Annotated in this window: 18 protein-coding genes; 6 read left to right on the forward strand and 12 right to left on the reverse strand. The window is 72.8% G+C overall.

Going from position 1 to position 20477, the window contains the following annotated elements:
* The first annotated feature begins 19 nt into the window (after positions 1-19).
* Positions 20-625, forward strand: a complete 606-nt coding sequence (locus Q0963_RS07915; protein WP_299444870.1) for a (2Fe-2S)-binding protein — start codon at positions 20-22, stop codon at positions 623-625.
* Positions 626-756: 131 nt separating this feature from the next.
* Here Q0963_RS07915 and Q0963_RS07920 read toward each other — a convergent pair whose 3' ends face one another.
* The 3 genes from Q0963_RS07920 to ligD (Q0963_RS07930) all read right to left on the reverse strand — a co-directional run bounded on the left by Q0963_RS07920 (position 757) and on the right by ligD (Q0963_RS07930) (position 2935).
* The gene (locus Q0963_RS07920; protein ID WP_299444871.1) at positions 757-1023 is read right to left on the reverse strand and encodes a hypothetical protein; all 267 of its coding nucleotides are present in this window, start codon (positions 1021-1023) and stop codon (positions 757-759) included.
* Positions 1024-1110: 87 nt separating this feature from the next.
* Positions 1111-1989, reverse strand: coding sequence for a non-homologous end-joining DNA ligase (gene ligD / locus Q0963_RS07925; RefSeq protein ID WP_299444872.1), 879 nt, complete (start codon positions 1987-1989; stop codon positions 1111-1113).
* Complete coding sequence (gene ligD, locus Q0963_RS07930; protein WP_299444873.1) at positions 1979-2935, reverse strand: non-homologous end-joining DNA ligase; 957 nt, start codon at positions 2933-2935, stop codon at positions 1979-1981. The genes ligD (Q0963_RS07925) and ligD (Q0963_RS07930) overlap by 11 nt, the downstream gene beginning before the upstream one ends.
* A gap of 61 nt (positions 2936-2996) precedes the next feature.
* On the opposite strand from ligD (Q0963_RS07930), the gene Q0963_RS07935 reads away from it, so the two are divergent.
* From Q0963_RS07935 to Q0963_RS07945, 3 genes are all read left to right on the forward strand, one after another.
* Entirely contained in the window at positions 2997-3569 is a 573-nt protein-coding gene (locus Q0963_RS07935) for an ATP-dependent endonuclease (RefSeq protein WP_299444874.1), read from the forward strand.
* A gap of 126 nt (positions 3570-3695) precedes the next feature.
* Positions 3696-4592 (forward strand): Ku protein, encoded by an 897-nt coding sequence (locus Q0963_RS07940; RefSeq protein ID WP_299445005.1) that lies wholly within the window; start codon positions 3696-3698, stop codon positions 4590-4592.
* Between the two features lie 167 nt (positions 4593-4759).
* Positions 4760-6877: a hypothetical protein gene (locus Q0963_RS07945; protein WP_299444875.1), complete on the forward strand. Its 2118-nt coding sequence runs from the start codon at positions 4760-4762 to the stop codon at positions 6875-6877.
* Positions 6878-6896: 19 nt separating this feature from the next.
* On the opposite strand, the gene Q0963_RS07950 is transcribed toward Q0963_RS07945, so the two are convergent.
* The 3 genes from Q0963_RS07950 to Q0963_RS07960 all read right to left on the reverse strand — a co-directional run bounded on the left by Q0963_RS07950 (position 6897) and on the right by Q0963_RS07960 (position 12737).
* Entirely contained in the window at positions 6897-7418 is a 522-nt protein-coding gene (locus Q0963_RS07950; protein WP_299444876.1) for an amino-acid N-acetyltransferase, read from the reverse strand.
* 321 nt (positions 7419-7739) lie between these two features.
* Positions 7740-10259 carry an ATP-dependent Clp protease ATP-binding subunit gene (locus Q0963_RS07955; RefSeq protein ID WP_299444877.1) on the reverse strand — a complete coding sequence of 840 codons (2520 nt, stop codon included), beginning with the start codon at positions 10257-10259 and terminating at the stop codon, positions 7740-7742.
* 219 nt (positions 10260-10478) lie between these two features.
* Positions 10479-12737, reverse strand: coding sequence for a fibronectin type III domain-containing protein (locus Q0963_RS07960; RefSeq protein WP_299444878.1), 2259 nt, complete (start codon positions 12735-12737; stop codon positions 10479-10481).
* A gap of 283 nt (positions 12738-13020) precedes the next feature.
* On the opposite strand from Q0963_RS07960, the gene Q0963_RS07965 reads away from it, so the two are divergent.
* On the forward strand, positions 13021-13893 hold the full coding sequence (locus tag Q0963_RS07965) for an LLM class flavin-dependent oxidoreductase (RefSeq protein ID WP_299444879.1): 873 nt from the start codon (positions 13021-13023) through the stop codon (positions 13891-13893).
* 17 nt (positions 13894-13910) lie between these two features.
* On the opposite strand, the gene Q0963_RS07970 is transcribed toward Q0963_RS07965, so the two are convergent.
* The 3 genes from Q0963_RS07970 to Q0963_RS07980 form a co-directional block, all read right to left on the reverse strand.
* On the reverse strand, positions 13911-14405 hold the full coding sequence (locus Q0963_RS07970) for a hypothetical protein (protein ID WP_299444880.1): 495 nt from the start codon (positions 14403-14405) through the stop codon (positions 13911-13913).
* Between the two features lie 47 nt (positions 14406-14452).
* Positions 14453-15280 carry an Fpg/Nei family DNA glycosylase gene (locus tag Q0963_RS07975; protein WP_299444881.1) on the reverse strand — a complete coding sequence of 276 codons (828 nt, stop codon included), beginning with the start codon at positions 15278-15280 and terminating at the stop codon, positions 14453-14455.
* 70 nt (positions 15281-15350) lie between these two features.
* Positions 15351-16043: a DUF305 domain-containing protein gene (locus tag Q0963_RS07980; RefSeq protein ID WP_299444882.1), complete on the reverse strand. Its 693-nt coding sequence runs from the start codon at positions 16041-16043 to the stop codon at positions 15351-15353.
* Between the two features lie 183 nt (positions 16044-16226).
* On the opposite strand from Q0963_RS07980, the gene Q0963_RS07985 reads away from it, so the two are divergent.
* Positions 16227-17621: an LVIVD repeat-containing protein gene (locus Q0963_RS07985; protein ID WP_299444883.1), complete on the forward strand. Its 1395-nt coding sequence runs from the start codon at positions 16227-16229 to the stop codon at positions 17619-17621.
* Between the two features lie 167 nt (positions 17622-17788).
* Here Q0963_RS07985 and Q0963_RS07990 read toward each other — a convergent pair whose 3' ends face one another.
* Genes Q0963_RS07990 through disA form a run of 3 tightly spaced genes read right to left on the reverse strand, consistent with a single transcriptional unit; the run spans position 17789 to position 20400 of the window.
* Positions 17789-18397, reverse strand: a complete 609-nt coding sequence (locus tag Q0963_RS07990; protein WP_299444884.1) for a hypothetical protein — start codon at positions 18395-18397, stop codon at positions 17789-17791.
* Between the two features lie 40 nt (positions 18398-18437).
* Positions 18438-19322, reverse strand: a complete 885-nt coding sequence (locus Q0963_RS07995; protein WP_299444885.1) for an A/G-specific adenine glycosylase — start codon at positions 19320-19322, stop codon at positions 18438-18440.
* A gap of 1 nt (position 19323) precedes the next feature.
* Positions 19324-20400 carry a DNA integrity scanning diadenylate cyclase DisA gene (gene disA / locus Q0963_RS08000; protein WP_299445006.1) on the reverse strand — a complete coding sequence of 359 codons (1077 nt, stop codon included), beginning with the start codon at positions 20398-20400 and terminating at the stop codon, positions 19324-19326.
* Positions 20401-20477: the final 77 nt, after the last annotated feature.

Raw genomic sequence — 20477 nt, forward strand, 5'->3', positions numbered from 1 at the left:
CGGGGCCGCCGCCGCGCGCATGTCCGCGCAGCAGGCCTGGCTGCACTTCAGCGCCGGCGGCCCACCGCTGCCGCACCGCCTGGACACCGAACCCGAAGCCTGGCAACGGGGCCTGTCCCGGCTCCACGCCCGCTGGTACGACGGGACAGCGCCCCCCGGCGTCGCCGCCGTCTTCGTCCTCCAGTGGCTGCTCCAGCTGCCGGCTCACACCGCGGCGCATGCAGCCGCCGCAGGGCCGTGGCGGGCTGCGGACCTCGCCGACCTCACCTTCACCGTCGGCTCCACCCTCGTCCCCACCGCCGTCCGGCTCGCCCGGATCGTGCCGGACCCCCGCGACGTGGACAGCCGGCTCGACGAGGCGGAACGCGACTACCGCGCCGTGGCGGCACCCCTTGCCGACCGGTACCCGGCGCTCGTCCCGCTCGGGCCGCGGACCCGGCACGCCCTCGTCGACGACATGTGGGCTGCGGCCCGCCAGGAGGCCGAGACCGTCCTCGGACGCGCCCGGGCCGGCGTCCTCGAGCGGGCCTCGTGCTGCCTCATCTACGCCCTCCCCGGCTGCGTCGAATGCGCCGGCTGCCCACGGAACCGTAGCGAATCCGGACCGGGCCGAAAGGCACGCTGACCACCGCGAGGATCGTCCAGACGGTCCCGGGAAATGCCGTGGGAATGGTCGCGGCGCACGATTCCGAAGGCGTCGGACCCGCCGGTGCCGGTGCCGGCGATATGCGGGGTGCGTTCTCGGCGGGCCACCACTCAGCCGGTGTCGTCGCGGACCCACCGGCCGTCATCCCACCGGTGGACGACCGCCCGGACCCCCGTCGACGTCGAGGCCGGGAGGGCCGTCGGGGAGCGGGCGGTGACGACCGGGCGGGGGCGGTCGTCGACGATCCCCGCGGCGGCCGCGGTGGCCGCGGGCAGCGCGACGGTCCCGACGAGCGCGACGGCGGCGGCGGACGTCACCGCCCCGGCGACGCGCCGAACGGTGAGGCGGGCGGATCGGGTGCGGCTGGTCCTGGTCATGGATCCAGCGTCGCGCGCGGACGGATGACCGGCCTGTGCGGCCGCTGTGCGGTGGGTGTGCCGCCCCTGCCCGGGCAGCTATGGCAGCTACGGCAGGTCGGCGATCAGGTCCCCGTGCTCCGCGAGGCGGTCGAGGACGTCGTCGAACATCAGCTGGGTCAGGGCGGCCGGGTCCTGCGCGCCGGCCTCCACCTCGGCCCACGTCCGGGGGGCGGCGACGTGGGGCAGCTCGCGACCGCGCAGCGAGTAGGGACTGATCGTCGTCTTCGCCGCGACGTTCTGGCTCCAGTCGAGGAACACCTTGCCCGGACGCAGGCTCTTCGTCATCTTCCAGAGGATCAGGCCCGGGTGCTTCTTCGTCAGCTCCTGGGCGAGCTGCTGCGCGAGGTCGCGGACCTCCTCGGACGTGAGGTCACCTCCGAGCCCCGCGTACAGCTGCATGCCCTTGCTGCCGGAGGTGACGGGGTAGAGGTCCAGCCCGAGCCGGTCGAGCCGGTCGCGGACGATGAGGGCGACCTGGGCGCACTCGTGGAGTCCCGCGGGCTTTCCCGGGTCGAGGTCGATGACGAGCCGGTTCGGGTTCTCGGGGTCGCCCTCCTCGTCCACCGTCCACTGGGGCACGTGCAGCTCGAGGGAGTTGAGGTTGACGAGGTAGGTCAGCTCGGCGACCCCGGTGACGAGCGGGTAGGTGACGTCGTCGACGGGCACCCTCGGCAGCCAGGACGGCGCCCCCGACGGCAGGTTCTTCTCGAAGAACTGCTGGTCCTCGACCCCGTGGGGCCAGCGGACCCGGGTGACCGGCCGCCCGGCGAGATGCGGCAGCAGGACGTCCGCCACGCGGGCGTAGTAGTCGAGCACCTCACCCTTGGTGGTCTCGGTGGCGGGGTACATCACCTTGTCGAGGCTCGTCAGCCGGAGCCGGCGCCCCGCCACCTCGACCCTCGTGACCTGGGGGTCAGCCGCCATCGCCGACCTCCTGCAGATCCTCGGGCGTGAGGTCGTGGCGGACCCCCAGGTAGCTCGGCTGGCGCAGCCGGTGGGCGGCCGTCAGCTGCAGGGTGCGCACCTCCACGACGACGCGCGGCTCGACCCACGTCGTCCCGGAGGCGTCGACTCGCGGCACCTCGTCGGAGAACGGGGACCCCTGCCGCCCGGCACCACGCAACCGGCGGAGCAGCGCCACACCGGCCGAGCCGGCGAGCCCGGACCCGACCCGCCCTGCGTACCGCCACCCTCCGTCGCCGTCGGGAAGCCCAACGAGGACGGCCCCGAGCCGGTCACCCGACGACGCCCCGGACCCCGCCTCGGGTCGCCATCCCCCGACCACGACCGAGTACGTCCGGCGATGCGCCACCTTGCGCCAGTCCGCCGACCGCCGACCCGGGGTGTACGCCGCGCTGCGGCGCTTGCTCACGACGCCTTCGAGTCCCTGCTCGCCGGTGACCCGCAGCAGCACGTCCCCGTCGTCGTGGACCTCCGGCACCTGCCACGACCGACCGTCGAGCTCGAGCTTCTCGAGGAGCGCCCGGCGCGCGCTCCACGGCTGCCCGGTGAGGTCCTGACCGAAGAGCCGCAGGAGGTCGAACACCATGAGCGTCACGGGCCGGCTGCGCGCGAGCCGCTCGGCCCGGCGCCGTTCCCCCACGTGCATCCGCTCGGTCAGGGCGTGGAAGCTCGGCAGGCCGTCGTCGAGCGCGACGACCTCGCCGTCGAGCAGCAGGTCGTCGTAGGTGTCGGCGAGCGCGTCGAGCTCGGGGAAGGCGGCCGTGACGTCCCGCTCGGTCCGCGAGGTGACGGTGACCCGGCCACCCCGGACGTCGACGAGCACGCGCATGCCGTCCCACTTGACCTCGTGCACCCACTGCGGGCCGTGCGGCGGGGCGTCCGCGGCGGTCGCGAGCATCGGGCGCATGGCTCCATCCTGCCGCCTCGAGCGGCTGACGCGTCGGCGATCGCTCGGCTAGCGTCACGGCATGACTGCCGCGGAGCCGGCACCTCGGCCGGGGCCCCCTGTGGTGCTCGTCGAGGGCGAGAGCGACGCCGTCGTCGTCCGGGTCGTGCTCGCTGCACGCGGGACCGAGGCCGAGGTACGGGCGATGGGCGGGGTCACGAACCTCGCCCGCCACCTCGAGGACCTCGGCGGGCCCGGCCCCGACGTGCTCGTCCTCGTCGACGCGGGTGAGGTGCGGTTCGCGGCCGGCGCCCTGCGCCGGCACGGCGTCCGCGCCGAGACCACCGAGGAGCTCACGTGGCACGGGGTCTTCGCGTGCGAGCGTGACCTGGAGGACGTGCTCATCGGGGCGGTCGGACCCACGGTCGTCGTCGACGTGCTCGCGGGGATGGCCGAGCTGGCGGGGTTCCGGACGTTCGCGCAGATGCCGCAGTGGCGGGACCAGCCGGTCGCCGACCAGCTGCACCGGTTCGCGGGAGCCGGCTCCGGCCGCAAGGCGCGGCTCGCCGCCCGTCTCGCGGAGCGACTCGACCCGTGGGACCTGCCCCCGCCCCTGGACGCCCTCGTGCAGGCGGTCGAGGGCGCGGCCCGCTGACAGCCCGGACCGTCTCCGGCGGTCCGGGCGTGAGGCGCACCGGGACTCCCGCCGGACCGGGCATGGCGCCTACGCTGGGATGACGCCGCGCCGACCCGGCGCGCCGACGCAAAGGACGTGACCACGATGCGTGCGATCTGGAAGGGCGCGGTCTCCTTCGGCCTCGTCAACGTGCCCGTGCGGCTGTACTCCGCCACCGAGAACCACGACGTCCAGTTCCGCCAGGTCCACCGCGAGGACGGCGGCCGCATCAAGTACAAGCGCACCTGCTCCATCGACGGCGAGGAGGTCAGCTACGACGACATCGCCAAGGGGTACGAGACCGAGGACGGCGACATGGTCGTCCTCACCGACGAGGACTTCGCCGACCTGCCGAGCAAGACGTCCAAGGAGATCGGCGTCACGAAGTTCGTGCCCGCCGACCAGATCGACCCGATGTGGCTCGACAAGTCGTACTACCTCGAGCCCGACAAGTCGGCGACCAAGCCGTACGTCCTGCTCCGCGACGCGCTCGAGAAGGAGAAGCGGATGGCCATCGTCACGGTGTCCATCCGGACCCGGATGACGATGGCGGTCCTGCGGGTACGCGACGGCGTCATCGTCATGCAGACGATGCTGTGGCCCGACGAGGTCCGAGCCGCCGACTTCGCCCACGTCGACGAGGAGCAGCAGGCCACGAAGCAGGAGATGGACATGGCGAAGATGCTCATCGACCAGCTCGCCGGCGACTACGACCCCAGCGAGTACGAGGACGACTACGCGATCGCGGTCAAGGAGCTCGTCCGCGCCAAGGTCGAGGGCGGCGAGGTGCAGGTGGCCGCCGCCGAGGAGGAGGAGTCCGGCGAGGTGGTCGACCTGCTCGCGGCCCTGTCGCGCTCGGTCGAGAAGGCCAAGGCGAGCCGGGGCGAGGCGCCCTCGTCCGGCTCGGAGCGGGGCACCGCGAAGAAGACGGCCAAGAAGGCGACGGCCAAGAAGAGCGCGAGCAAGAAGGCGGAGAAGAAGACGGAGAAGAAGGCGAGCTGAGCAGGGGTCGTCCGGGCGGGAGTTGCTGCGCCCGACCGCGACCCGCTCCGCGCGTCGCGCGCACTCGCCCGTCCGGGCGGGGAGTTCGGGTTACGCTCCGCCGTGCCAGTGCTTAGCATCGAGTCACGACCAGGACCGGTGGGCCGGGCGAGGCACACGGAGGAACCATGACCACGAGGCTGCGCCGGGTGCTGGGCCTGGCCCTCGCGGCCGGGGTCGCCGCGGCCTCCGCCGTCGGTGGCGCCGCCTCGGCGGTGGCCTCCGAGGAGGGTCTCACCGTTCAGGCGAGCAGCCGGTACGTCGTCGGGGCGAAGTCCGAGGTCGTCCGCGCGACGATGACCCTCGACCTGCGCAACGTCAGCCCCGACCGTGAGGGCGACGGTGGCGTGTACACGTACTACTTCGACGCCTACGCCGTCCCGATCCCCACCAGCTCGGAGCGCGTCGTGGCCAGGAGCGAAGGGTCGACCCTGCCGGTCTCGGTGCGGGCCACCGACGACCCCAGCACCTCCCTGGCCCGCATCTCCTTCCCCAACCTCACCTACGGCGACCGCCGTCGCATCGAGCTCACCTTCGACATCGTCGGCGAGGCGGCCCGCTCGGCGGACCAGACCCGGGTGGGCCCGGGCTACGCCACGTTCGTCGCCTACGGGCCCGGCGACGAGGGGCGCAACACCGTGCAGGTGGTCGCGCCGGCCGATATGACGTTCACGAGCACCGTCGACCTGTACGACAGCGGCGGCTCCGGGGACACCTCCACCTACACCGCCACCGAGAACACCTTCGAGGGCGGACTGTGGTCGGTCGTGTCGCTGCGCGACCCGAGCCAGACCAGCGAGCGCGTCGTCGACGTCGGTGACCTCTCGTTCGTTCTCGAGAGCTTCCCCGACGACGACCAGTGGGCCGCGTTCGTCGCGGACACCGTCACCGACGGCCTCCCCACGCTCGTGGACCTCGTCGACAACCCGTGGCCCGGCGGGCTGCAGCGCATCCGCGAGGACGCCGCGCCGTCGCTGCGGGGTTTCGACGGCTGGTTCGACCCGACGGGGGACGAGATCGTCGTCGGCGAGCAGCTCGACGACGACCTCATCTTCCACGAGCTGTCCCACGCATGGGTCTCCGGCGACCGATTCGACGAACGGTGGCTGTTCGAGGGTCTCGCCCAGGCCATCGCCGAGCGGGCGGTGAAGGCCACCGGGGGCACGCCCGCGCAGCGTGCCTCGGTGGCGCGCTCGGCCGACGGCGCCGTCGCGCTCAACGCGTGGGAGGGTGACGCCGGCGACCGCTCGGGCGATGTCGACTCCTACGCCTACCCCGCCTCCTACCAGGTGATGACGACCCTGCTGGGTGGCCTGGACGACGACGAGTTCGCCGGGGTGGTGGGAGCCGGCATCCGGGGTGAGCGCGCCTACGACCCGGCGGGCACCGTCACCCCGAGCGCGGGGCGCACGTCGTGGTCGGACTGGCTGGACCTGGTCCAGACCCGGGGCGGAGTCGAGGACGCGCCGGACGTGTTCGTGGAGTGGGTGCTCACCCCCGAGCAGGAGGACCAGCTGGCGGCCAGGGAGCGGGAGCGCGCCGGGTACGAGCAGGTCGACACCGCCGACGGGGCCTGGCTGCCACCCGAGGGTCTGCGCGACGCGCTGTCCTCGTGGGACTTCGAGCGCGCCGGCTCGGTCAGGGCGGCCGTGGCCGATCTCGGCGACGATGCCCGTGCCGTCCAGCAGGCCGCCGAGCGCACCGGCCTCGACGTCCCCGACCGGGTGCGGCTGTCGTACGAGCGGGCCAGCCTCGAGGACGACTACGCCGCGCTCACGACGTCGCTGCCCGCGGCCGCCGACGCCATCACGGCGGTCGGTGCGGCCCGCCGTGCCGCCGACGCCGCCGACGACCCCTTCACCGACCTCGGGGCCACCGTCCTCGGGGTCGAGGACCGGGCCGACCGGGCCGAGGTGCTGCTCGACGGCGGTGAGGTCGCGGAGGCACGAGCCGCCGCTCAGGACGCCACCGACCGGGCCGGCTGGGCCCTGGCCCTCGGGCTCGGCCTGCCGCTGGCCGGCCTGCTCCTTCTCGTCGGCGGTGGCTGGTTCGGTGTGCTCGCGGTCCGCCGTCGGGCGGCGCCCGCACCGCGGCGGTCGCGGCACTCCAGTGGCCCGGGGGTGGCACCGGGCGAGGCGGCCGGCTCCGAGCAGCCACACGCCGAGGAGGACGAGCCCGAGGACGAGACCGAGGACCAGACCGAGGACGAGGCGTCGCGCGAGGCGACCGCCCGGCGACCGTCCTGAGGCCGGGGGTCGGCCCGGCTCAGAGCACCCGGAGCATCCTGGTGTTGCCGAGCGTGTTCGGCTTGACCCGCTCGAGGTCGAGGAACTCCGCCACGCCCTCGTCGTAGGACCGCAGCAGCTCGGCGTACACCTGGGGGTCGACCGCCTGGCCCTCGATGGGCTCGAAACCGTGCCGCTCGAAGAACCGGGTCTCGAAGGTCAGACAGAACAGCCGCGACAGCCCCAGCTCCCGGGCCCGGTCGACGAGACGCTGGAGGATCGCCGCCCCGACGCCCCGGCCGAGCACCGACCGGTCGACCGCCAGGGTCCGCACCTCCCCGAGGTCCTCCCACAGCACGTGCATCGCCCCGCAGCCGACGATCCGACCGTCCAGCTCGGCGACGACGAAGTCCGCGACCGACTCGTAGTAGGCGACGGCCTCCTTCTGCAGGAGGACGCGGGCCTCGGCGAGCGGGGCGACGAGGCCTCGGATGGCCCGGACGTCCGCGGGGCGGGCGGGCCGGACGACGGGGGTCAGCGGGCGGGGATCGGGCGTCGACACGTCGGCAGCGTAGTGGGGTCCGCCGCAGCGGCGACACCGAGGACCGGGCATGGGTGCGGCCCGCCACCGCAGGGGTGGTGGCGGGCCGCTGCAAGAGGCCCCGGAGGCCCTTGCACAAACAAGTGTGCGTGATGTCGGCGTTTGATGGGGTAAAGGAAACGTCAAGTTTTGTTCAGGGACTCCGGTCCGCACGAGATTGATGATCCACGCTCGATGAATTCGGGCTGAAACAAAAGCGTCAGCTTTCAACGACCTTTGTCGCCGACAAACGTCGACGGCCCCCGACCATGCGGTCGGGGGCCGTCGACGAGTGGAGAAACGTCAGCTCTCGGTGGCGTCCGCCGCCACGACCGGGAGCTCGATGCCCCGGCTGTGCGGCGTCCCCGTGAAGGTGAACGTGTCGTCCTTGGTCTCGCCGGTGGCGTCGACCGCGACGATCTCGCCGGACTTCAGCTCGCCGAAGAGGATCTTCTCCGAGAGGACGTCCTCGATCTCCCGCTGGATCGTGCGCCGCAGCGGGCGCGCGCCGAGGACGGGGTCGTAGCCCTTCGTCGCGAGGAGGTTCCGCGCGGCGGGGGTGAGCTCCATGCCCATGTCCTTGTCCTTGAGCCGCTTGTCGAGCTTGGCGATCTCGAGGTCGACGATCTGGACGATCTCGCTCTGGCTCAGCTGCGGGAAGACGATGGTGTCGTCCACGCGGTTGAGGAACTCCGGGCGGAAGTGCTGCTTCAGCTCGTCGATGACCTTGTTCTTCATCCGGTCGTAGTCCGACCGGGTGTCGGGGCCGGCCGAGAAGCCGAGCGTGCCCTTGGAGATGTCCCGGGTGCCGAGGTTGGTCGTCATGATGATGACCGTGTTCTTGAAGTCGACCATGCGGCCCTGGGAATCGGTGAGGCGACCGTCCTCGAGCACCTGGAGAAGGCTGTTGAAGATCTCCGGGTGCGCCTTTTCGACCTCGTCGAAGAGGACGACGCTGAACGGCTTGCGGCGCACCTTCTCGGTGAGCTGCCCGCCCTCTTCGTACCCGACGTAGCCGGGGGGCGAGCCGAACAGGCGCGAGACGGTGTGCTTCTCGCTGTACTCGGACATGTCGAGCTGGATGAGGCTGTCCTCGTCGCCGAAGAGGAACTCGGCGAGCGTCTTGGCCAGCTCGGTCTTCCCGACGCCGGTGGGGCCGGCGAAGATGAACGAGCCACCGGGACGGCGCGGGTCCTTCAAGCCGGCCCGGGTACGCCGGATCGCCTGCGAGAGCGACTTGATGGCCTCGTCCATGCCCACGACGCGCTTGTGCAGCTCGTCCTCCATGTGGAGCAGCCGGCTCGACTCCTCCTCGGTGAGCTTGAAGACCGGGATGCCGGTCGAGGCGGCGAGGACCTCGGCGATGAGCTCCTCGTCGACCTCGGCGATGACGTCCATGTCGCCGGACTTCCACTCGGCCTCGCGCTTGGCCTTCTCGCTGCGGAGGTTCTTCTCGTCGTCGCGCAGGCGGGCGGCCTTCTCGAAGTCCTGGCCGTCGATGGCCGACTCCTTCTCACGGACGACGGCCGCGATCTTCTCGTCGAACTCGCGCAGGTCCGGCGGTGCGGTCATCCGGCGGATCCGCAACCGGGCGCCCGCCTCGTCGATGAGGTCGATCGCCTTGTCCGGGAGGAACCGGTCGTTGACATAGCGGTCGGCCATGTTGGCGGCGGCGACGAGGGCGGCATCGGTGATGGACACCCGGTGGTGCGCCTCGTAGCGGTCGCGCAGGCCCTTGAGGATCTCGATGGCGTGCGCCAGCGTCGGCTCGGCCACCTGGATCGGCTGGAAGCGGCGCTCGAGGGCCGCGTCCTTCTCGATGTGCTTGCGGTACTCGTCGAGCGTCGTCGCCCCGATGACCTGCAGCTCACCGCGGGCGAGCATCGGCTTGAGGATGCTCGCGGCGTCGATGGCGCCCTCGGCCGCGCCGGCCCCGACGAGGGTGTGGATCTCGTCGATGAACAGCACGATGTCGCCGCGAGTGCGGATCTCCTTGAGGACCTTCTTCAGCCGCTCCTCGAAGTCACCGCGGTAGCGGCTGCCGGCGACGAGCGCGCCGAGGTCGAGGGTGTACAGCTGCTTGTCCTTGAGCGTCTCGGGCACCTCGCCCTTGACGATGTCCTGGGCCAGCCCCTCGACGACGGCGGTCTTGCCGACCCCGGGCTCCCCGATGAGGACCGGGTTGTTCTTCGTGCGGCGGGACAGCACCTGCATGACCCGCTCGATCTCCTTCTCGCGCCCGATCACCGGGTCGAGCTTGCCCTCGCGGGCGGCCTGGGTGAGGTTGCGCCCGAACTGGTCGAGGACGAGGGAGCCCGCGGGCGTGCCCTCGGCGGGGCCGCCCTGGGCCGCGCCGGCACCGGCGGCGGCGCCCTCCTTGCCACCCTGGTAGCCCGAGATGAGCTGGATGACCTGCTGGCGCACGCGGGAGAGGTCGGCGCCGAGCTTGACGAGCACCTGGGCCGCGACGCCCTCACCCTCGCGGATGAGGCCGAGCAGGATGTGCTCGGTGCCGATGTAGTTGTGCCCGAGCTGGAGGGCCTCGCGCAGGCTCAGCTCGAGGACCTTCTTGGCGCGGGGCGTGAACGGGATGTGCCCGGTCGGGGCCTGCTGGCCCTGGCCGATGATCTCCTGCACCTGCTCGCGGACTGCCTCGAGGCTGATGCCGAGGCTCTCGAGGGCCTTGCTCGCCACGCCCTCACCCTCGTGGATGAGGCCGAGCAGGATGTGCTCGGTCCCGATGTAGTTGTGGTTGAGCCCCCTGGCCTCCTCCTGTGCGAGGACGACCACCCGGCGGGCGCGGTCGGTGAACCGTTCGAACATGGTGCTACTCCTGACGTCGAGTCCCCTCGATGCTAGTCGCGCCACCTGGGGGCGGTGCCGCCACCGCTCAAGAAGCGGCACGCGGGCGCGTCGACGTACTGGTCAACGCCTACCCAGGTCTGCGGTGTTCCGCCCACCCGGCGCGTTCGCCGAGGGCGGACAGGGACGCGCGCGACGCCCCCGGTCCGGGTGCACCGGGCCAGGGGCGTCGCGTGTGGGTCAGGCCGAGAGCCGCTCGAGGCGCCCGCGCACGAGGACCAGCCCGACACCGAGACCGATCGCGAGGAGGGCGAGGGTGGCGAGCGCCTGCAGCGCGCCGCTCACCCCGGTGGCCGCGAGGGCGACCGGCACGACGGGCAGGGCGGTCACGGCTCGCTCGTCCCCGAGAAGGACGAAGGTGCCGTCCCGGCCGAGGCCGAAGCGCAGGACACCCTGGACGGCCCCGCCGTCGAAGGCGTTCCCGTCGGCGATGAGCCGGTGCTCTCCGCTCTCGAGGGTGCGCGGCAGGACCGCGTCGATCCGGGCCGTGCCGTCAGCGGCGACCTCGACGGTCCCGAGGATCTGCGGGGTCGAGCGGACCGTCAGGGTGAGGGTGCTCCCCGGCTGGAGACCGGAGCCGACCGCCGAGACCGGCGCACCGGCGACCCGGTCGCCGATGGACGCGTCGATCCCGGCCGCGACGTCGGTGTCGACGTCGGCGATCTCGACCGTGCGGCTCGCCGAGCCCGGGTTGGTCAGCCGGTCGCCGTCGGCGTCCGCCGTGACGACGCACGGTCCCGCAGCGAGGGCCACGAGCTCGTCACCGTCGAACGCGCAGGCGCCGGAGGCCGCGAGGGTGACCGGGAGGTCGAACTCGGAGGAACCCGTGACGCCGGTGGTCGGCGCCCCGAGGGTCGGGGCGTCGAAGGCGTCGATCGAGACGACCTGGTCACGCAGCGCGACCTCCTCGGTGCCCACGACCGACTCGGCGGCCGCGGTGTGGTCGTCTCCGGGCTGGGCGGCGGTCACCGTGCAGCCCCCGACATCGGTGACGGTGAGCAGCCCGTTCTCGACGGTGCAGGCTCCGTCACCCGTGAGGGCGACCGGCAGCCCGACCGAGGACGCTGCGGTGAGCTGGACGGGGTCCTGACCGTAGACCAGGGGCGGCAGCGGTGCGAGGACGAGCGACTGCGAGCGCTTGCCCACCTCCGCGGTGGCGACACCCTCCCCGGCCAGGGTCTCCTCGTCACCGGCGGACCGGCCGGTGACGGTGCACGTGCCGACGTCGACGAGGTGGAGCATCGTCCCGTCCCGGACCACGCACGCGCCGTCGGCGGCGAAGGTGACCGGTAGCCCGGCGCTCGAGGTGGCTGACAGCTCGACCGGCGTCCCGGCGTACACGAGGTCCTCGGGCAGTGCCCCGACGGTGACCGTCTGGGCGCGCTTGGCGACGACGACGTCGCCGGAGGCCGCGGACGGGGCGGTCCCGCGCGTGCCGGCGTACTCCGCGGCGTAGGCGTAGGAGCCGACGCCGCGCACGATGTCGGTGAGGACGTCGGTGCCGTCGTCGCCGAGCCGCAGGGTGTGCGCCACGCCGTCGAAGGTGAGGTGGACGGTGCCACCGGTCACGCCGGAGACGGCGACCCGGAGCGCGAACGGCTCGCCGCTGGTCGGCTCGGCGGGCTCGATCGTGACCGTCGTCGAGGTGACCGCCAGCGGAGTGGCCGTCACGGCGTCGGATGCGGGTGAGGAACCGAGGATGTTCTCGGCGGTGACGACGAACTCGTACTCCGTCCCGTTCCTCAGCCCCACGACGTCCATCGACGTCACGGGCGGGGTCCCCCGGACGCTGCCGCAGTCGGACCGGGCGTCTCCGACGGGACCGCAGGAGACGGTGTACGACGTGACGCCACCCGCGGTGTCACTCGGGGCGGTCCACGACAGGGCGGCCGCGCCGTCCTGCGCCTGCGCGGCGACGGCGCGCGGAGCCGACGGCACCCGGGTCGAGAAGGTGAGGTTCACGGTGCCGCGGGAGTACGTCGAGAAGCCGCCCAGACCGATCTCGTACCGCACGCCGGCCTGCAGCGTGACCCTGAGCGCGGCGTCGAGCCCGTACGAGTCGTCGTTCTGGGTGACGAGGCTGCCGCTGCGCCACACCTCGAGGGTGTTGTCCCACCCGCCGGGGCTCAGTGACGTCGCCCGCATGTAGACGGACACGGTCTCAGCCGGCACCCACGAGTACCACGCGACGTTGTTCCAGGACTGCCCGTCGGTGCCCCGGGGCGTCGTCATGTGCGCGTTGCTCGCGACGAACGAGGAGTCCAGGTCGGCGACGGGCAGCGGCACCGCGGTGGTGCGGGTCGCCCCGCCGGGGGTGTTGGCGTGGGCTGCGGTCGCGGGGATCACGAGACCCAGCGCGACAAGGAGGACGGCGAGCACCGGACGCAGGGCCCGGGTGAGACGGACCCGCGCAGCGCGCGCGGGCAGGGGGAAGGGCATCGAGGCTCCTGGGTCGGGTTCACGAGAGTCGTCGTGACCGAGGAGCAGCCGGGGGCGCGGTGCACTCGGCTCGCCGATCCCCCCGTTGCGGCCCGCTCCCGGTCCGACATCGCAGGACACTAGGGCCGACCACCCCGGACGGGCTCCTGCTCAGGCGGATTGGCCGCCGTGTCGCAGAGAACTCGGCCGAACGGACGAGTCGCGACCGACGGGTGGTCGGGGTCAGCGGGTGAAACCACCCGGAAGTGCGGGTCTACCCCCGGGCCGCGGGCACACTGGGCCGATGACCACGCTCGGCACGATCTTCCACCCCGGGCTCGAGCCCGAAGCCCTCCTGCCCTTCGCGCGCTCCGCCGAGGACGCCGGGCTCGACCAGCTGTGGGTCTGGGAGGACTGCTTCCGTGAGGGCGGCATCGCGTCCGCCGCGTCCGCCCTCGGCGCCACGGCGCGCATCCGGGTCGGCATCGGCGTCCTCCCGGTGCCGTTGCGGAACGTCGCACTCACCGCGATGGAGCTCGCGACCCTCGAGCGCATCCACCCCGGGCGGCTCGTAGCGGGCATCGGGCACGGGGTCCAGGGCTGGATGGACCAGGTCGGTGCGCGCCCGCGGTCCCCGCTCACCCTGCTGCGCGAGTACACCGAGGCGTTGCAGCGGCTCCTCGCCGGGGAGACCGTGACGACGGCGGGCGAGTACGTCCGGCTCGACGACGTCCGGCTGTCCTGGCCGCCGCACTCCCCGCTCGCCCTGCACCTCGCGGGTGAGGGGCCCCGCACCCTCGACCTCGTCGGCGCCCTCGGGGACGGGCTCGTCGTCCCCGGTGGCTACACCCCCGAGCGGCTGCGGTCCGTCGTGCAGCGGGTGGCGGACGCCGCGGCGACGGCCGGAAGACCCCGGCCGGAGGTCACGACGTTCCTGCCCTGCGCGTTCGGCGCGGACGGCGAGCAGCGGATCGCCGAGCACCGGCTCCGGCTCGACGTCCCGGCGGACGCGCCGGCCACCGAGGTGTGGGGCGACCCGCAGCGGGTCGCCGAGGGGGTCCTCGCCTACGCCGCCGCCGGGGCCGACGCCGTCGCGCTGCTGCCTGTCGGGGACGCGGACCTGCCGGCGTTCACGGCCGCGGCCGGAGCGGTCAGGGTGGCGCTGGACGCGCACTGACCCGACGTGCAGGCGGCTCAGCCCGGGTGGACCTCGTCGGACACGACGGTGACCCGCAGGACGACCTCGGAGCCGCGCCGGGACTCCAGGAGCACCGGCATCCCGGGGCGGGTGCGGTCGAACCAGTAGGTGTCGACCGCGTCGCCGTCGCTGACGGTGTACCGGAAGCAGTCGAGGTCGCCGAGGGGATGGTCGAGGCGGGCTCGTTGCACCGTCGACCGCTCCCGGGGGAACGAGGCGTGCGCCTGGAGCGAGCGCCACGTCGACCGGTCGCGGCCCGTCTCCGGGCCGGGCCTCCCGTCGGCCCCGAGCGGGGCCCGGACCTGGGTCGTCCCCCTCGCATCCCCGCCGACGAAGGTGACGGTGCGCGTCTGCGGAGGCTGCCCGGCCGGCTCGACCCGGAGAACGATGGTCCGCCCGTCGGGGCAGCCCCGGCGGATCTCCTCGGCGGTGAACGGGGTCGGCAGGTGCCCCGGCTCGACGAGGTGCGCGTCGGCGCCGCGGATCGTCACGGGTCCCTGCCTACCAGTCGCCGGGTACCGGTGTCACGGAGTTGGGGTCAACGACGCCGCTGGCAGTTCCCGCACCAGAACAGGTTGCGCCCCGCGACGACCCGGGTCCGGATCCTCGACCCGCACCGCTCGCACGGCTGCCCGTCCCTCCGGTAGACGTACGACGTCCGCTCCTGAAGACGCGGGACCTCGCCACGGCCCAGCGCCGCCTCGACGGCGAGGACCTGCTCCTCGACGGTGACGATGCGCCCGGTCGCCACCCCCAGCGGCATCAGCCGGACCAGGTCGTCCCACACGAGCCGCCACGACGCCGGGCGGAGCCGACGGCCCTCGGTCATCGGCGAGAGCCGGTGCCGGAAGAGCACCTCGGACCGGTAGACGTTGCCGACGCCGGCGAGCACCGCCTGGTCCATGAGCAGCTCGCCGACGGTCCGTGCCGACCGCGAGATCCGCCGCCAGGCGAGGTCGGGGTCGGCGTCCGGGCGCAGGGGGTCGGGACCGAGCCGGGCGAGGACCGCGGCGACCTCGTCCGGGGTGACGACGGCGCACAGGTTGGGGCCGCGCAGGTCCGCGACGTGCTCGGGGGTCGCGAGGCGCATCCGCACCTGGCCGACGACGGGCACCTCGGCCGTCCAGGGCCGCTCGTCGATGGTGAAGGTGCCGATGAGCCCGAGGTGGACGTGGACCCACAGCTCGCCGTCCACCTCGAGGAACAGGTGCTTGCCGCGGGAGGTCGCGCCGAGGAACGGGCGGCCGCTGACGCGGGCCGCGCCCTCGGCGAAGCGCCCCTGCGGGCTCGTCACCTCGGGGGCGGTGCCGGCGAAGGCGGCGTGCAGGTCGCGCGCGAGCGCGTAGAGCGTGTGTCCCTCGGGCATGCCTCGCATTCTGCGACATGCCGCGGTCGCGGCAGCGGTGCGGGCTCCCGGCTGCGTGGTGGGGGCGCGCTCAGGTGAGGCGTTCGAGCATGTCGTTCATCTGCCCGATCTGCTTGGACTGGGTGGCGGTGATCTCGGCGGCGAGCTCCTCGACCCGCTCGTCCGCAGCCCCCTTGGCGTGCTCGTCGACCATCGTCAGCGCCCCCTCGTGGTGGGCGATCATGAGCGCGAGGAAGAGCCGGTCGACGTCAGACCCGCGGGCCTGGGCCAGGTGCGCGAGCTGGGTCTCGGAGGCCATCCCCGGCATCCCCGCGTGGGCACCGTGGTCGGCGAGGCGCGGGTTGGCCGCCTCGGGGGGCACGTCCTGGCCGCGCGCCTCGAGCCACCCCGCCATCGCCGCGATCTCCGGGCCCTGCTCGTCGCGGATCCGCGAAGCCAGGCTGGCGACCTGAGTGTCCGAGAACCGATTCCCGGCGGTGTCGACCATCACGATGGCCTGCGCGTGGTGGGCGATCATGTCCTGGAGGAAACGGGTGTCCTCCGGGGAGGCGCTGGCGCTGACGACGGGCGTGGCCGCGGGGCCCGTGAGCGTCGTGTTGGGCTCGCCCGGGCTGCCCGGCTGCAGGACGGGGACGCTGCCGGCGCTGGCCGTGACCGCCGGCGCCGCGTCGCCGCCGCTGCACCCGGTGAGGAGGGCGGCGACCCCGGCCACGAGCGCGGCGCCCGCACGGCGGCGTCGGGTCGAGGGTCGGTGGATCGGCACGGCGCCACTGTATGACGCGGAACCGGAGCCCTCGACACCACGTGGCAGGCGCGATCGTTCCTTGCCATTTCTTTACTCACGCCGGGGTCCATCGAGCGCGTCGGCACGGCATTGTGAGCCGGACCCTCCCGAGGACGCTGGACCGCATGGGGCTCCGGCGCCTCCCCAGAGGAAGGGGTGGGTATGTCACGTTTCCGACGCATCGCGGCCATCACCGCGGGAGCAGTCGTGGCCTTGGGCGGCGGGGTGAGCGCGGCGGCCGCCGGTGACGGGCTGGGCCTGTCGGGCACCGACCTCGCCCCGGACCAGGTCGGTCACAGCAAGAACATCGAGCATCTCGCGAACGTCCCGCACGTCGGGCCGTTCACGGGCCAGTTCGGCACCGACATCGCCTTCCAGGGCGACCGGGCCTACGTCGGGAACTACCAGGGCTTCATCATCTACGACATCTCGGACCCTGCGGCTCCGAAGACCCTGAGCCAGGTCAACTGCCCGGGGTCGCAGAACGACGTGACCGTCTCGGGTGACCTGCTGTACCTGTCGACGGACAGCTCGCGCAGCGACTCCTCGTGCGCGTCGACGACCCAGTCGGTGACGCTCAAGAACTCGTGGGAGGGCATCAAGATCTTCGATGTCTCCGACCCGACCGCGCCGCGGTACGTCAAGGCCGTCGAGACCGCGTGCGGCTCGCACACCAACACCCTCGTGCCGGCCGGGGACACCGACTACATCTACGTGTCCAGCTACTCCCCGCGCGCGGACTACCCGGACTGCCAGCCCCCGCACGACGCCATCTCGATCATCGAGGTCGACAAGGACGCCCCGGAGACGGCCTCGGTCATCGCCGCCCCCAACCTGTTCCCCGACGGCGGCAACCCCGGCGGCACCGACTCCGAGGGTCACCGGTACTCGGCGACCACCGGTTGCCACGACATCACCGCCTACCCCGCGAAGAAGATCGCCGCGGGCGCCTGCATGGGCGACGGCGTCATCCTCGACATCTCGGACCCGGCCGCCCCGTCGGTCATCGAGCGGGTCACCGACACCGAGAACTTCGCGTTCTGGCACTCGGCGACGTTCAACCAGAAGGGCACCAAGGTCGTCTTCACCGACGAGCTCGGCGGCGGCGGCGCGGCGACGTGCAACGCCGACATCGGCCCGACGCGTGGGGCCAACGCCATCTACGAGCTGTCCAAGAGCAACGAGCTGACCTTCGCGTCGTACTTCAAGATCCCGCGGCACCAGTTCGACTCCGAGAACTGCGTCGCGCACAACGGGTCGATCGTGCCGGTCAAGGGCCGTGACGTCATGGTCCAGTCCTGGTACCAGGGCGGGGTCTCGCTGTGGGACTTCACCGACACCGAGAACCCGCGCGAGCTCGGCTGGTTCGAGCGCGGCCCGCTGGCTCCGGCCAACGTCGGTGGCACGTGGTCGGCGTACTACTACAACGGTCACGTCTACAGCTCGGACATCCAGAAGGGCTTCGACGTCCTCAAGCTCAACGAGCCCAGCCTCAAGAAGGCGGCGGACGTCCGGCTCGACGAGCTGAACCCGCAGTCCCAGCCGCTCTACCGCTGACCGGCCGCTCGACCGCTGACCGGCCGAGCACACCGACGACGGCCCGTCCCCCTTGATGGGGGGCGGGCCGTCGTCCTGCGCCGTCCCCACATCGACCAATAGGTCACGCCAGGTACACCCCACCCGTCCCCGTATCGACCAATAGGTCACGCCAGGTACGCCGGAGGTCAGGAACCGGCAGGGACGTCACCATCAGGCCGGACGACGGTGACGGTGTCGCCCGGACGGATCCGCCCGGCCGCGACCACGCGTGCATTGAGACCCCGGAGCCGCAGCGGCCGCCCCACGGGGCCGTTGACGAAACGCATGGCGTCGGCTCCGAAGCGTTCGACGAACTTCGCGCATCCCGTGTGCGGCTGCTCGGTGACCTCGATGATCGGGCCGCGGCGCTCGGGCTCGCCGAACACGAGCCGGCTGCCCGCCGGCAGGTTCTCGTGCGAGAGATCGAGGTCGACGTACAGCTGGTCACCGGCGAGGGCCTGCTGGTCGCGGCCCGACGCGAGCAGCCCCACCATCCGAGCGCTCATGACGTTGAGCTGCATGTCGGGGTGGGGACGGCCGTCCGGGGTGCGCTTGCTGCCTCGGACGGCCCAGGTGTCCCCCACGAGACCGGCGGCCGCGTCCAGCTCGCCCTCGGCCAGCACCTCGCGCGCGCCCAGCGCAGGCCGGCGGACCACGAGGTCGAGCGTGCCGACGTCGTGCGGAGCAGCGAGCAGGTGCGGCAGGCAGGCAGTGAGCTCGGCAACGGTGCGGTGCGCACCGGCGGTCGGGGTCACGGTTCGAGTATGTCGGCTGCGAGCCGGGAGCACGTGCTGGTCACACCGGCAGGCGGAGGTGACCGACTCCGGCGGGCTCGACGAGACCGTCCTCGACGAGCGAGGCGATGCACCGGTCGACCTGCTCTGGGTCGTCGGCGACCTGCTCGAGGACGGCCCGCGGCACCGGGTCAGCGCTCTCGCGGAGGGCCTGCACCACCGCGCCGCGGACCTGACGGTCGGTGCCGTGCCAGGCCTGGCCACGCCGGGGCGGTCCCGCATCGGCGGGGCTGCCCGCCGCCACCCAGGCACAGAGGTCGACGAGCGGGCACGCCTCACAGCGTGGCCCGCGCGCCCGGCACACCAGCGCCCCCAGCTCCATGACCGCGACGTTCCAGACGCTCGCCGCCTCAGCGTCCTCGGGAACGACGGACGCCGCGAGCCTGCCCTCCGCTGCGGTGAGCGCCGGCGCCGCCTGGGCGCGCCCCTGCAGCGCACGGACCAGGACCCGTCGCACGTTGGTGTCGACGACCACCGTCCGCTGCCCGTGCGCGAACGCCGCGACCGCGGCCGCCGTGTAGGCCCCGACGCCCGGCAGCTCGCGCAACGCCTCCTCGTCCCGGGGCACCTCGCCGCCATGCCGCTCGACCAGGGCCGCGGCGGCCCCGTGCAGCCGCAGCGCCCGCCGCGGATAGCCCAGGCGGCCCCACGCCCGCACGACCTCCCCGGGGGACTCGGCGGCCAGCGCAGCGGGCGTCGGCCAGCGCCGCAGCCACTCCCGCCAGACCGGCTCGACCCTGCCGACCGGTGTCTGCTGCGACATGACCTCGGAGACGAAGACACCCCACGGGGTGCAGGACGGGTCGCGCCACGGCAGCGGGCGCGCGTGCTCGGCGTACCAGGAGAGCACCCGGTCGTGCAGGACCGGGACCGCGACCGCGCTCACCTCAGACGTAGCGCTCGAGGATGCTGGTCTCGGCGAGCCGCGACAGGCCCTCGCGCACGAGGCGCGCCCGGCCCTCGCCGACCCCGTCGACGTCCATGAGGTCGTCGACGTTCGCTGCGAGGAGCTTCTGCAGCGACCCGAAGTGGACGACGAGCCGCTCGACGATGGCGCCGGGCAGGCGCGGGACCTTCGACAGCAGACGGTGCCCGAGCGGGCTCACCGACGAGTCGAGGGAGTCCCCGACCACGGTGAAGCCCATCGCCTTGGCGCCGGCTGCCGGGTCGAGCAGCTCGGTGCTGTCGATGTCGGTGAGGTTGGCGACGGCCTGGGCGTGTGAGTACCCGGCCTTGGTCTCGGGGAGGTAGTCGCGGATGACGAGCCCCAGGTCGTCGGACAGGCCCCCGGTGAGCTCCTCGAGCTGGAGGCTGAGCAGACGCCCGTCGGTGCCCAGCTGGACGACGTACTCGGCGATCTCGTCCTTGATCCGGCGCACCATCTCGAGGCGCTGGAGGACGTTCGCGACGTCACGGACGGTGACGAGATCCTCGATCTCGAGGGCGGAGAGGGTGCCGGTGACCTCGTCGAGCCGGGACTTGTAGCGCTCGAGGGTCTGCAGCGCCTGGTTGGCCCGAGACAGGATGGCGCTGGAGTCCTCGAGGACCACCCGCCGACCCGCCACGTAGAGCTGGATGATCCGCATCGACTGGCTCACCGACACGACCGGCAGGCCCGTCTGGATCGCGACCCGCTCAGCCGTCCGGTGCCGCGTCCCGGACTCCATCGTCTCGATCCCGGCGTCGGGCAGCAGCTGGGTGGCGGCGCGCAGGATGCGCGTGACGTCACGGTCGACGACGACCCCGCCGTCCATCTTCGCGAGCTCGCGCAGGCGGGTGGCCGAGAACTCGATGTCGAGGCGGAAGCCACCGGTGGCGATCTGCTCGATGACACGGTCGTGGCCGAGCACGATGAGGGCGCCGGTGCGGCCGCGCAGGATCCGCTCGAGCCCGTCGCGCAGCTCGGTGCCGGGGGCGACGGCGGCGAGGGTGGCGCGCAGGATGTCGTCGTCGCTCTGCGGCACGCTCACTCCACATCCCTTCGCCGGTTCGGGCCCGCCACGCACGGCGGAATGCCGGAACGGTCACGCGGAATCCTAAC

The sequence above is a fragment of the uncultured Phycicoccus sp. genome (assembly GCF_947495705.1).
GTDB lineage: Bacteria > Actinomycetota > Actinomycetes > Actinomycetales > Dermatophilaceae > Phycicoccus.